Consider the following 12523-nt stretch of genomic DNA (forward strand, 5'->3'; position numbering starts at 1 on the left):
ACGCCTGCCCGGCCGCGTGTCTTCGCCCTGCCTCCTTAAGCGGACCGCGGACAGCGGCGAGCCGCTCGCAGATTACTTCGCCGCGTTCTGCCCCACCCGACCTACGATCGTCAACAGACGACGACTCTTTCATGCACGCTCATCAATCGCCTAGCAACGCGCTAGAACAAACTCTTCGAAAAAGTGGCATTGATGCGATAGGCCATGCCGGCTGGGGAACGCACTTTTGCCACTTTTACGAAACGCGGCAGGATCTGATCGACATGCTGGTCCCGTATTTCGAGGCAGGACTGCGCGACAACGAAAGCTGTCTGTGGGTTGCGTCCGATCCGATTGGCGTGGACGAAGCAGAGACCGCACTGGTCGAGGCGCTACCCGATTTCAAGGATTACGTGATGCGCGGACAGATCGCTTTCAAGCCGGCGTCCGACTGGTACTACCCAGACGGCACGTTTCGCGCCGACCATGTCATCGCCGAATGGGTGCGGCACGAGCGTGAGTCGCGCGCGCATGGCTTCGAGGGACTACGGGTGACCGGCGACACGTTCTGGCTGGAGCGCACCCGCTGGCACGACTTCGCCGACTACGAGGCCCACCTGAACCGAACGCTGGGGCAGTACCGCATTATCTGCGTTTGTTCTTACTGCATGGACCGGTGCACCGCGTCGGATGTACTGGATGTATGCAACACGCATCAGTTCGCACTTACACGGCGAAAAGGCGTCTGGCAGCTCGTGCAAAGCGATTCGCTTGCCGCGGCGCGCTCGGAGCTCGAGCGCACGAATGCGGAACTCGAAGCTCGCGTCGACGCCCGCACGCGCGACCTGGAAGTCTTGCTGAGAGAGCGAGATGAGTTCCTATCGATGCTGAGCCACGAACTGCGCAATCCACTCGCGCCGATTGAGAGCGCGATCGAGGTGATTCGCCGTTCAGTACCCGAACAAAGTCCGGCCGCGGCGGCGAGCAATATCGTCAAGCGCCAGGTGCGCAACCTTTCGGTCATTCTCAACGATCTGCTCGAGGCGGACCGAACGGTGCGTGGAATGTTTTCAATCGACCCAGTGCCGGTCGAACTGTCGGCGATCATCGATGAGGCTGTCGATGCAATACGTCCTGCGGCCGCGCAGAACGGGCAGACCGTGACAATCGATGGACTCGACCGTTCGGCGACGATTGCCGGGGACCCCGTGCGCCTTAACCAGGTGTTCGTCAACTTGCTGAACAATGCGACGACTTATGCGCCGCCGCACGGCCACATCGATATTTCGATGGTCGTGGGCGACGGTGAGGTGAGGGTCTGCGTCAGCGACGACGGCCCTGGCGTGGCGGAGCCGCTGCGCGATCGGGTGTTTTCGTTATTCGTGCAGGGGCCGCGCGAACTTGACCGCTCCCAGGGTGGGTTCGGCATCGGGCTGGCGGTATCGCGGCAGATCGTCGAGAGGCATGGCGGCTCGTTGACGCTCGAGCGGGCCCGCAGTGGCCGCTGGTCCCGCTTCGTTGTGACGCTGCCGTGCACGCCGCACCCTATGTCGGCGCAGCCTGCGGCCGATCAAACGCTCGCCCGGCCGGCAATCGTCAGCCGCCGCATCCTGATCGTGGATGACGAACCGGACATCGCATCTGCGTTGCTGACGCTTTTCCAGATGGAAGGGCACGAGGTCCGTACAGCTTTTGACGGAGAAACCGCGCTGGAGATCGCCAAGACCTTCGCGCCTCAGGTCGTGTTCGCGGACATAGGCATGCCGCGCATGGATGGCTACCAGTTGGCGCGCAGGCTGCGCGCATTACCCGCGACCGCGAAGGCCACGATAGTCGCCGTCACTGGCTACGGGACGAAGGGCGACCGCGAGCGTTCGGAACAGGCGGGCTTCGACCTGCATCTGGTGAAACCGGTGGCCCCGCCCGCGTTGCTTGAGGCGATCTCTGCCGCAGGCGACCAACTCGCGAATAAAAGCTCATGCTGACCATGTGGCAAAGCCGAATGGCTCGTATTGTCCAGTCATCTGCCGCTCGGCGATACAAAGGGCAAGCGGCGCCTAGGGGTCGTCAAGCGCCAATGGTGTCGGCCGGACAGCCACAGTTCAGGATTGCGACGACCTGCCCAAGTATCGATACGGTTACAGATGCGTATGCAGACCGCGCTATTGCGATAAGTTTTCTTATCGCAATAGTCGCTTCTCCGGCCGCAACTGCGTCGGTGCGAATCGCACCTTGCTCTCGGTCGCGGGGGCCGCGCAATTGCCTGACTCTCCGCCACGTCCATTCCAGCAACAAATCAATAGGATAGAGACGAATTTAGGGTTCGCGATGCGAAGTGACAGATTCAATCCGGACTGAGGCGAATTGACACTTTCATTGCGCTCGAAGCTGAAGCAAAGGTGTCACCGCAACGCCGCTTTCCCGCATCCTGCCGTTCCGCGAGTGGTGACAGTTTCATTGCGTTCTACGACATCGTGGATCTTGCCCACGCGCTTCTGATCGTCGGAAACGATGAAAGCGACAGCGTTGACGCCCCGGCGAGTTTGAATGAAGGCAATGCTTGGAGCATCGATGCTGAAGGCCATATTTGCGACTCCTGAGCTAAGCCGAGCGGCTGCTCGGACAATCACTTTAGGCTATCGCTCAATGGGCGTAGTCAAGCATGGACGCGACGTCGCGGTGAGGGCGGCGGCACATCAGGCGTGTGTTTCTCGGCTAAAGACGCACGCCTCGGATGGCTGCGCGTCTGCGCGCCTTGTCGCATGAGACGCGAAGGTGCGGCAGGAGGTGGTCGCTGATCTTCTCCGAGGGGCACGCCGCAGCCCCGGCATAGGGGAAAGGCAGCGCGAGCGGGGGCGGCACTATGCCACGGATCACCAAGTTAGACTTCGGTCCGGTCTGTTGTAAGCACGCAATATCCTCGGACGTTACAAAATCTTACACTGAGCGTCGGCCAAACGTCAGGCCAGACACAGGAGAATAAGCAATGAAGGGCCAAATCATTACAGCCGCAGCAGCGGCGGTCATCCTCACGGCATGTGGCGGCGGCGGTGGCGGCGGTGGCGGCAGCAACTCGACGCCTGCATCGACGAACCAATCGGCAGCCGGACTCTACACGGGCTCGACCGATACGAACCGTCAGACCTCGGTTCTCGTGCTCGACAACGGACGTGTGTACTCGCTGTACTCGGTCGTCGGCCAGCCCAGCGTCATCGCTGGCGGAGTGGTCGGAACGTTCACGTCTAGTAGCAATGGCACGTCCATTGGCACCGGGTTCGACTACAACCTTGAAGGCCAAGGCACGGAATCAGTGGGCGTCAACGCCACGTACACCCCGAGGTCCTCTCTGACGGCGACCATCGGATACCCGAACGGCGCGAAGACAGTCTTCAACGGCAAGTACGACAGCAGCTACGACACGACGCCGACCCAAGCGACCGTCACTGGCACCTTCAAGGGCACCAGCGTCACGAACCTCGGGTCGGATTCCAACGTCGCGATCACGGCGGATGCCAACGGCTCGATCACCGGCACGGGCACGGGTTGCTCGTTCACGGGCACGATCAAGCCGCACGCTTCGGGCAACGTCTACGACGTGAACTTGAACTTCGGTGCCTACCCCTGCGCATACCCGAACACGTCGGCGTCGGGCGTGGCCGTCGTCAATAACTCGGTGATGCACGCGATCCTTCAAACGGGGTCGTATGCGGGCGTCCTGTTCCTCGGGACGAAGCAGTAAATGCCTCGCAACGGCGGGACAGCTACGGGACAGGAGAGGGACAACAATCCGGTCTTTGGGTGGTTGAGCGAGCCCTGAGAGCCTTATGAAATAGAGCCCGTTCGAGCGATCAGCGGTAGAGCACTGCCTTCACACGGCGGGTCACTGGTTCGATCCCAACACTACCCACTAGAATTCTGGTGCTGGTAACGCCAAGACACCGAAGACTACTAGAAGGCCCAAGTCTAGCGACTTGGGCTTTTTTCATTTCCCGCCACGTTTCTACCTTCGACTGAAAACCCTTATTGCCGGCGTCCGCGCATTGCCGACGCCGGCAAGGCTGATCTCACGCGACGCGGAACTGACCAACGGCGGCTGAGAGCTCATTAGCCTGCGTTTGGAGCGAGGATGCGGCTGCCGCCGACTGTTCGACGAGCGCTGCATTTTGCTGAACCATTTCGTCGAGTTGCGAGACGGCGCGGTTGATCTCCTGGATTCCGCGCGTCTGTTCGTCCGCTGCGTTCGTGATCTCGCCGATGATCGTGGTGACGCTCGACACACGTCCGACGATATCGTTCATCGTCTCGCCTGCTTGCTGCACCAGCGACGCACCCGCCGACACACTGGTCAAGCTCGAATCGATCAGTTCCTTGATCTCCTTGGCTGCTTGGGCGCTGCGCTGAGCGAGCGTGCGCACTTCGCCCGCCACAACGGCGAACCCCCGGCCGTCTTCGCCTGCGCGTGCGGCCTCAACCGCAGCGTTAAGCGCAAGAATGTTTGTCTGAAAGGCGATCCCTTCGATTACGCCGATGATGTCGCTGATCTTCCCGGACGCGCCTTCGATTTCCTGCATCGTCGAGACGACGTCGGACACTACCGGGCCGCCACGGGATGCTGCGCTCGCTGCGGTGGCCGCGGTCTGGTCGGCCTGTCGAGCGGCGCTGGCCGATTGCGACACCGTCGAAGTGATTTCTTCCATGGAAGCAGCGTAAGCGGCTCGCGTGGGCCGTTCTCGACGTTACGCGGGCAATTCGCCAAAGTCGGCGTTCGTGGGCAGGATCTGTGATCTACCAGGCAATCAGGAGGTTGAGGCAGGAGGGCCGCCCTTGTCGCGAAGCTTTGGGGCCACATTCCAGGGCAGTAGCTCTTCGATGCGGTTGACTTTGTGATCGGCGATATGGGTCAACACGTATTCGAGATAGGTACGCGGATTGATACCGTTGAGCTTGCAACTGCCGATCAGACCATACATCGCGGCGGCCCTCTCGCCACCGCTGTCGGAACCGGCGAACATGAAGTTTTTGCGACCGAGGCTTACGCAGCGCAGGGCATTTTCGGCCAGGATATTGCTGATCTCGGCCTGACCGTCTTCGCAGAACAGCATCAATTCGGCCCAGCGATTCAACGAGTAGTTGATTGCGCCGGCCAGCTCCGACTTGCGCGACAGCGTCGCAACCTTGGCCCTGATCTTCGTCTCGAATGCGATGAGCAGAGGCTTGCTCTTCTCTTGCCGCACTCGCAGCCGTTCGGTGGCTGGTTTGCCGCGGATATCGGCCTCGATGCTGTAGAGCTCGCCGAGCATATCGAGCAGTTCCTGCGTGTCGTCGGTCGGCGTGCTGGCGTGAATTTCGTAGTACCGTCTGCTGGCATGGTCCCAGCACGCTGCCTGACGAACTTTGCCGCTGGCGTACAGCTCGTTGAAGCCATCGTAGCCGTCCGCTTGCAGGATTCTTTGAATCCGGCGAGACGGGTCTGGGGATGGATGCCTTTGCGGTCGGACGAGTAGTCGAACCACACTGCGGCCGGTTCGTTCGAACCCGAGCGACGATCGTCACGGACGTAGACCCACAGGCGACCGGTCCTGGTCTTCTTGTTGCCCGGCGCGAGCACGGGAATCGGTGTGTCGTCCGCATGCAGCTTCGTGCCGGCCATCGTATAGCGGCGCAGTGCCTCGGTCAGCGGGCGGCAGAGCTCCTCGCACTGACCAACCCAGCGCCCCATGCTCGCGCGGTCGAGCGTGACGCCGTCGCGTGCGGCGATCTCCGACTGACGGTACAACGGGGTATGGTCCGCGTACTTGGCAACGAGGATGTCAGCCAACAGGCTCGGGTGGGCAATGCTGCGCTCGATCGGCAGACCAGGCATCGGCGGCTGCGAGAAGTGATTGCAGCAGGTGCAGACGCCCTTGCGTCGGATCGTGCGGATCACCTTGAAGGCGGCCGAGACGCGAGCGAGCTGCTCGGAAATGTCTTCGCCGATCAACTGCATGGCGTTTCCGCACAGTGGGCAGCCCGGATCGAGTTCGAGCACATGCTCTTCGCGCGGCAGATGGGGCGGCAGCGCCTCCTTCGGCGACAGGTTACCGCCGGACGTGCTTGCGGGCGACGCGCGGGCACGGCGCACATCCGCAACGCCGCGCCCGGCAGCCAGTTCCTCCAGCTCGGTCTCGAGCCGGGCGATCTGACGGTCAAGCTGCTCGGACTTGCGACCAAAGTGCATCCGCTTGAGCTTGTCGATCTGCGCCTTCAGCCGCTCGATCTCGAGATCCTGCTCGGCCATGTCCCGCCGCAGCCGCTCGATCTCGCCACTTTGTTCGGCAAGCGACGCGCGTTGCGCAAGCACCAACGCTTGCAGCGCGTGGACATCCTCAGGGAGATCGGCGCCGTTCGACATGAGGCGCAGTTTACGAGCCTTCCGCGCGGTTTACAACATCGACAGTGCAGCGGTGCGGCGTGGTTGCCTCCAGTCAATGCCCTCAAGCAACATCGAGAGCTGAGCAGAGGTCAGGGAGACCTTGCCGCCATCGGCCTGTGGCCAGACGAAACGCCCTCGCTCCAATCGTTTCGCGAGAAGCCAGATCCCGTCCTCAGTAGTCCAAAGCACCTTTACGAGATCACCGCGGCGCCCGCGAAAAATGAAGACGTTCCCGCCCAGGGGGTTCTCTTCAAGCGCCGTTTGCACCTTGGCGGCCAGACCCTGGAAGCCGCAACGCATATCAGTGATACCCGCTACAAGCCAGACGCGCGCGCCTGAAGGCAGGCCGATCATCGGGTAAGCTCGCGAATGAGTAGCCGCAGTATCGCCGGTGAAACGTCACCGGCAATGCGAACGCGTGCACGATCAAATTCGATCTCGCAGACGTTCTCGGGTGGCGAGTTAGTCTCGTGGCTATTGGGCGCGACCTCCGACGTCTCCGTCACAATGCTCACCGGCAGTAGTACCGGCGCACCGGTCTCAGGATTTGCGACTGCAGCCGCATGCTCGGGATGTGGTGTACCGAAAATGCCCTGAAGATACTGCCGTCGCCACCTGAACAGCAGATTGGTGTTGATGTCGTTACGCCGCGCAACCAGCGATACAGAAGCCCCGGGCTCGAAGGTCTGCTCGGCCAAGTGCCGCTTGGTAGCGACGGGAAAGTTCGGTCGTTTGAACTTCGGGCTACGACTCAATGTCTCGTCCACTTTAGTTCCCATCAAATCGTTTAGTGGGAACCAAACTACCGACCATCTCAATCAGCCGTCGAGAACGGCCCTCGCGAGCCGCTTACGAAGCAGCAGTCTCCTCGAGGCTTGCGGCAGCCGATTCGGTGCGACGCGACAGGTCGTGGTTGCCCGATGCGATCTCGTTGGCGGCATGGCGAACGGCCTCGCTCGTGTCGCGGATCTGCACCATCACGCTGTTGATCTTGCCGACGAACGCGTTGAAAGAGCGAGCGATCTGCGCGACTTCATCGTTGCCGGCGGCAGGCAGGCGTTGCGTGAGGTCTCCGCTGCCCGAGCCGATACCTTCCATAGCGCCACGCACCCTCGCAAGACCTCTGAACGCCGCTCCGGTTACGGCGCCAATAATGGCGGCGGCGATCGCAGCAAGCACGGCGAGCGAAGCGATCGAGCCAGCCAGCAGCGAACGCATCCCGGCAGTCGCTTCAGACTTGTCGAGCGCAACGAGAGTCAGCCAATCGGTGCCCGGGACCGCGCGGGTACGCACGAGCTTCCGATCATCTGCGTTTTCGATGTGACCCATTCCTCGATACCGGCCTCGTGGCCGGTAAGAACCGCCGTTAGGCTGTTTTCGATAGATTCGCTGTTATAGCGATGAGCGACTGTGTAGTTGACGCCCGTATTGACGGCCAAGCCTGCAACGACGATGGCGACCGAAGCAGCAAGAACGCGACTGCGAATAGAAGAGAACGTGTGAGCCGTGGAAGATTCGCGATGGCTCAGTTAACGGCACGCGCGGCGCGCACTTGACAGGGTAGGTGTGCTGAGTTTTCCGACAGCCTTTCCGCTACATGCACTACCTAGAAAAGCTCTCTCTGGGCGAGAGCTAGGCTCAGCGCCTCGTTCTGCTCCGGTGTCAGGTGCCGCGGCTCAACAAATTCTTGCTGGTGAAAAATCATCGAGCCATAGACGTCAGCGAGCACGCGACCGCGCGGGCAGATGGAGAAATCGTCCGTCGAAGCTTGGCGCGCCCGCCAATAGTTGATGGCCTGCTCAACGTCAGTTATCGAGTACATCTTTCGCAGTCGTCGATTTCAGATAGGCTCTCAGTTTTTCGCGGCCAGCGCCGGGGTTTGCGAGCCTAAACCTGAGAGCGTCAGCGACCTCTTCGTCTGTCCTTCCCGCCAGTATGGTCAACTCGCTGGTGGTAAAAGCACGTTCAAGGTCGTCTCTCATAGATGACGCGCCGAACCGTTCGTAGTTCCTGATCAGGTGACGCGCCGTTCCCTTTCCTATTTTGTGGGTAACCTCGGCGAAGTCATAGAAGAGTTGAGCAGCGCGCCTTTCGCGGTAAATGGAGTCACCCGGGTACGCGGCTCGCACTTGCTTCTTGTAGGCCAGTAGCTCCCGGCCGATTTCCATCCAGTCAGACGTGTTCAGCTTCTTATACGATTCCAGCATCGTTGCGTGATCTTTCCGATTGAGGGGTCCGTTCGACCGTGCCTGCCGCACGGTCACCGAGGGTCTAGTGCATCGACAGACGGCTCAGCAGTTCATGGCGCGTAATCTGGGGATCGGCTTTCTTCAGCGTCAGCGCAAGCTTCACCTCCTCGTCGCTTTTCGAAGTGAGCGCAGAAATGTCCGTAAGTCCGAACAGTCGCGTAAGTTCGGGCCTCATCTCCGACTGCCCAAAGCGCTCATAAATACCGACAGTCTGGCGAAGTACGACGCTGCTCAAATTCATCTCTGCCTTCGCAAGGTCGAGAAACATCCCATAGGCCTTGCGCCTCGCTTGCAGGTCGTTCATTCCGGCAGCGACTGACGACTCTACGATTTTGCCAGTGACGTCGCGCTGAATCTCTGTCAGTTGTCGAGCGTCTTCCCACCATTGGGGCGTAGTGAAATACATTTTTCCTCTGTCACTTGTTGAATTTGTCGCGATTTAAGCGGTTGCGACGGCCCGCACATGGGCAGGCACAACTGTGCATAACGGCAACCCGTTGAAATTGTTTAGGCAGCGCAGTGCAAGTGACAGATTACGGTCCGCGTGGCAAAGTCAAGCCGCGCCAGCGACGGACGGCAGACATCCTAAAGGGAGTGACGATCGGGCGCAGCTTCGTCGAGCTGCATTCGCTCTCCGATCCTACGATCGCATAACTGGATTGGTAACGGAGGCGGAGCACTTCGTGCAGGCCCCATGCTACGGGAGATTCAGGGGTAACGACGCCGCGCGTGAAGCACGTTCACGATCTGGATACGATCGCGCTTCACGCGATACACAATGATGTAGTTCGGCATCACGACCATCTCCCGGGTGTTTGGCTTGCGGCCTTCGCGGTAGACGTAGGGGTGATCGGGCAAAGAAGCGGCCGCCGCGATGAGAGCTTCGAATACGAAGTCTGCGGCGGCCGGATTGTCTTCTTCAATGTGATCGTAAATGCTCTGGAAGTCTGCGCCGAGCGCGCGGGCGCCAGTCAGCGACCATTGCGTGCCCGTCGTTTCGCCTCGATGTGCGCGCGCATCTCCGCGACGACCTGATCGTGCGGAATGTCTTCGCCTTTCTCATCGAGCGCGAGTTGGACTTCCTTTCGGAACCAATCGTCGTAGGCTTCGGCTTCTTCCTTCGTGTCGTGCCCGCTCACTGCCGGTTCGGTCCAAATATTTCCCATGAGACACCTCGCTCAGATACCCCTCATGATACCGCGGGCACCTTGGGGCGTCAGGGTGGATCCGGGCCAGAGGACAGGCGCGCCCTGCTGACGACTACGTTAGTTTCGGTATGCGGTGGCTCCGCCTTTGACTGGTAGGCTTGAGGAAGAAGGTGACCTCAACCATGTGTTCCGGTTTTCGCTAGTGGGTCTCGCCAGCGGACGGTTTCGACGAGCCATCTCGATAGTTAGTCCAGACGTGCTAATACGCGTTGCCTGCACGGGGAGCGTGATTCCAACCTGCGCGGAGTAGTTGGTCGACGGAGCCTAAGGTTCGCCAGGTCGCTGTCAGGGAGGAAAGCTGTGGGAATTTTCCGTTTCCACGTGGAAACCGCATCAAGAACAGCGCCGATTGTTAATGGCACGATCGTGCGATAAACGTTGCCCCCGACGCTGCTGTAGAAAGCATAACCACCAGTGCGCCGAAAACGGCGTCTCACCACCTTTTTCCTATCCCTGATCAATACGGCAACCGCCACGAGCGCAGCAACTGGCAGTGCGAACTTCATTGCCGGGGCGTGCGTGACAGCACCTCGCGAACGACAGTGATGGGTTCCACGGCGATTCTCGGTCGGCGGCTCAGTATTCAGATCGAACTTAGTGCCAGCCGCTTGGAACATTCACCAAACAGCGAATAGCCAAGAGTTACCGCCCGCCGTGTCGATTCTAATCCTGATAACTCGTATTATCAGGATTAAGGTTAATGGGTAAAATAAGGGGGTAGGGCGTCTACGCCCCGTCCCAACGGGCCTCTCACAACGATAAAAAGCGCCGCCATGGCCAACAAGCCGCAAACCGTCACCAAAAGCCGCGCGGCGTACACGCGCAATCATTTCGCCGCGCTCCGTGCGTTCGTACAGCGGATACCCGCCGCCCAACGTTGAAGCCCACGCCCGACAGCACCGCGAGATTCGGCTTCTTCGTGGCGCTCGCAATATCGGTCGGCCGGGCGAAAGACGTGATCTGGCATTTATGGGGAGGACGAGCTCGTCGATGTGCACGTCCTTCCGGTTCCAGAAGGTCGAATTGGCGTCGTAGCGAATCGTCAAGGCTTTCTGATAATCGCGGAAAACGAAAGCGCCGGTGCCAACGGGCTTCTGATTGAAGTCCTCCACCTTGCCCGACTTGAGCAGCTGCGCGGCATATTCCGCCGAAACGATCGATGCGAACTCCATTGCCACGTTGGCGCACGAACACGACGTCCGGCGTCTTGAGCGCGAAGCGCACGGTGTAATCGTCCAGCTTGTGACAGACGCGATGTTCTTGTCGTAGCCGAGGTCAGTCAGATACGGAAAGCTGACCGGATGCGCTTTCTGAAAGGGCTCGTTCACGTTCAGGCGCATGATCGACCCGTTTTCGAGCCGCGGCAACGTTTCCAGACGCAGCAGAGCCTTGGCAATTCAGTTAGCGCAGTTTCAGCTGCTTGACGCTCGGCTGGATTCTTCCATTGCGGCGTTGCGTTCCCGCCAGCACCTGCTTAAGGCGGCCGGTGATCTCCGCCTTCTCCCGTACACCGTTTCGAGCGTGCTGGTTAGATTTTCAATCATGAGCGCCCGCCGCTCCGATTCCAGAATGAGGTCGGCGTTTGCCTAAGTCGCGACTTCCATCTCGGCCGCTGAATAAGGTTTGGCAGACTCCACTGCAGACGTGACGAAATCCAGCAACCCTTTCTGAAGCGCCGGCGGCACCGGCGCTTCTGCCACCTTCACTTGCGCGTCACGCCACGCCTGAAAGAACTTGAGGACAGTTGCCATCGACCCTTTTCCGACGCGCTCTCGGATCGCGCCCGCGGTGGGCCGCGTCCCCGAGTCTATGATTGCCTCGGCGGCTCGACTGACCTGATCCTGAGTGATCGTCGCATCGCCTGCCATAACGCGCCCCCGTTACGTTATCGGCGACGTTACGTTATATATGGATTCCGTTATTTTGCGAGGGGAGAAGGAGGGAAAGTCGGGCGGGGCGGGGCAGCGGACCTTTTGGATGCATAGCAGGGCCCCGGTCGTGCGCGAGCGACGGCTGTGGACGGCGGGTGCCGCCCCGAGGCGTCCAGCTTGGGCCCACGTTGGTTCAACGGTCTTGTCGAGTGTCCCAGACGCGAAGGATCGCAATGGCCTTCGGCTCTTCCGCGTAGGCTGGAAGCACCTCGTAGTGCAGTTCTAAACGACCAGCAAGGCAGACCCAGCGATGTACTTCTCGCGCCGGGGGTCCATCGTAGCCGTCCAATTCCTCGCCGAGACGATGAAAATGCTCTTGGCCCAAGCGCTCCGCCTCATCGAGCAGCGCGTTGACGACCTTCCGGGCAGCCGCGGCATCGTTATGTTTCTTCACGTGCGCCGCGATGACGCTCAGGTCGGACATTGCCTTGCTGGTCGGCAGGATTTTGATGCTCACGCCTTCGGTACCGATAATTCGTTGTCGGTGCCCAAACTGTTCGCCCACGCACGAGCTTGCTCCATTGACGTCAAGCGACCCGCGGTAACGTCATCGAGACCTTCCTGAATTAGGCGTCGCTTCTCTGCCTCGCGCGCTAGAAACTGCACCAGCGCCTTCTTGATGATCCACTGGCGTGGCCGTTCAAGAAGCTCGGAAAGAGCATCTACTTCTCGGGCTAGTTCGACGGGGACCTGCGCCGTCAACGTTCTAGTTTCCGTGACCATTTGCTGACCCTCGGCATGTTT

General features: G+C 60.2%; 14 protein-coding genes and 3 pseudogenes. 2 read left to right on the plus strand and 15 right to left on the minus strand.

Translation table 11 applies throughout. From position 1 onward, the window contains the following. Window positions 1-131: 131 nt before the first annotated feature. Entirely contained in the window at window positions 132-1964 is a 1833-nt protein-coding gene (locus LDZ24_RS21590) for an MEDS domain-containing protein (protein ID WP_248324129.1), read from the plus strand. 417 nt (window positions 1965-2381) lie between these two features. Here the strand turns inward: LDZ24_RS21590 and LDZ24_RS21595 are convergent, their stop codons facing one another. Next, window positions 2382-2564: a hypothetical protein gene (locus tag LDZ24_RS21595; protein WP_248324130.1), complete on the minus strand. Its 183-nt coding sequence runs from the start codon at window positions 2562-2564 to the stop codon at window positions 2382-2384. A gap of 401 nt (window positions 2565-2965) precedes the next feature. On the opposite strand from LDZ24_RS21595, the gene LDZ24_RS21600 reads away from it, so the two are divergent. Next, window positions 2966-3718 (plus strand): hypothetical protein, encoded by a 753-nt coding sequence (locus LDZ24_RS21600; protein WP_248324131.1) that lies wholly within the window; start codon window positions 2966-2968, stop codon window positions 3716-3718. A gap of 325 nt (window positions 3719-4043) precedes the next feature. Here LDZ24_RS21600 and LDZ24_RS21605 read toward each other — a convergent pair. The 14 genes and pseudogenes from LDZ24_RS21605 to LDZ24_RS21670 form a co-directional block, all read right to left on the minus strand. Next, a pseudogene (locus tag LDZ24_RS21605) lies at window positions 4044-4685 on the minus strand (methyl-accepting chemotaxis protein); the annotation flags it as partial. Window positions 4686-4775: 90 nt separating this feature from the next. Further along, window positions 4776-6370: pseudogene (locus LDZ24_RS21610) on the minus strand (IS66 family transposase). A gap of 30 nt (window positions 6371-6400) precedes the next feature. Beyond that, window positions 6401-6745 (minus strand): IS66 family insertion sequence element accessory protein TnpB, encoded by a 345-nt coding sequence (gene tnpB / locus LDZ24_RS21615; RefSeq protein WP_248324132.1) that lies wholly within the window; start codon window positions 6743-6745, stop codon window positions 6401-6403. Beyond that, window positions 6742-7089 (minus strand): transposase, encoded by a 348-nt coding sequence (locus LDZ24_RS21620; RefSeq protein ID WP_241484933.1) that lies wholly within the window; start codon window positions 7087-7089, stop codon window positions 6742-6744. Before LDZ24_RS21620 ends, tnpB begins: the two co-directional genes overlap by 4 nt. Before the next feature lie 154 nt (window positions 7090-7243). Then, window positions 7244-7920, minus strand: a pseudogene (locus tag LDZ24_RS21625) (HAMP domain-containing protein); the annotation flags it as partial. 77 nt (window positions 7921-7997) lie between these two features. Then, window positions 7998-8213, minus strand: coding sequence for a DUF3717 domain-containing protein (locus LDZ24_RS21630; protein WP_248324133.1), 216 nt, complete (start codon window positions 8211-8213; stop codon window positions 7998-8000). After that, window positions 8197-8598 (minus strand): hypothetical protein, encoded by a 402-nt coding sequence (locus tag LDZ24_RS21635; RefSeq protein WP_248324134.1) that lies wholly within the window; start codon window positions 8596-8598, stop codon window positions 8197-8199. Before LDZ24_RS21635 ends, LDZ24_RS21630 begins: the two co-directional genes overlap by 17 nt. Before the next feature lie 64 nt (window positions 8599-8662). After that, complete coding sequence (locus LDZ24_RS21640) at window positions 8663-9046, minus strand: hypothetical protein (RefSeq protein ID WP_248324135.1); 384 nt, start codon at window positions 9044-9046, stop codon at window positions 8663-8665. A gap of 302 nt (window positions 9047-9348) precedes the next feature. Beyond that, window positions 9349-9615, minus strand: coding sequence for a type II toxin-antitoxin system RelE/ParE family toxin (locus tag LDZ24_RS21645; protein WP_284506682.1), 267 nt, complete (start codon window positions 9613-9615; stop codon window positions 9349-9351). Next, complete coding sequence (locus LDZ24_RS21650) at window positions 9612-9806, minus strand: antitoxin (protein WP_248324136.1); 195 nt, start codon at window positions 9804-9806, stop codon at window positions 9612-9614. The genes LDZ24_RS21645 and LDZ24_RS21650 overlap by 4 nt, the downstream gene beginning before the upstream one ends. A gap of 659 nt (window positions 9807-10465) precedes the next feature. Then, a complete protein-coding gene (locus LDZ24_RS21655) occupies window positions 10466-11188 on the minus strand; it encodes an ABC transporter substrate-binding protein (RefSeq protein ID WP_248324137.1) in 723 nt (240 codons plus the stop codon). A 246-nt stretch (window positions 11189-11434) separates the two neighbouring features. Beyond that, on the minus strand, window positions 11435-11716 hold the full coding sequence (locus tag LDZ24_RS21660; protein ID WP_248324138.1) for a DNA-binding protein: 282 nt from the start codon (window positions 11714-11716) through the stop codon (window positions 11435-11437). A gap of 196 nt (window positions 11717-11912) precedes the next feature. After that, window positions 11913-12284, minus strand: coding sequence for a type II toxin-antitoxin system RelE/ParE family toxin (locus tag LDZ24_RS21665; protein WP_248324139.1), 372 nt, complete (start codon window positions 12282-12284; stop codon window positions 11913-11915). Beyond that, window positions 12233-12502 carry a CopG family ribbon-helix-helix protein gene (locus tag LDZ24_RS21670; RefSeq protein WP_248324140.1) on the minus strand — a complete coding sequence of 90 codons (270 nt, stop codon included), beginning with the start codon at window positions 12500-12502 and terminating at the stop codon, window positions 12233-12235. The genes LDZ24_RS21665 and LDZ24_RS21670 overlap by 52 nt, the downstream gene beginning before the upstream one ends. Window positions 12503-12523 lie beyond the last annotated feature (21 nt).

This window comes from Caballeronia sp. Sq4a (genome assembly GCF_023170545.1).
In the GTDB taxonomy this organism is placed as follows: Bacteria; Pseudomonadota; Gammaproteobacteria; order Burkholderiales; family Burkholderiaceae; genus Caballeronia.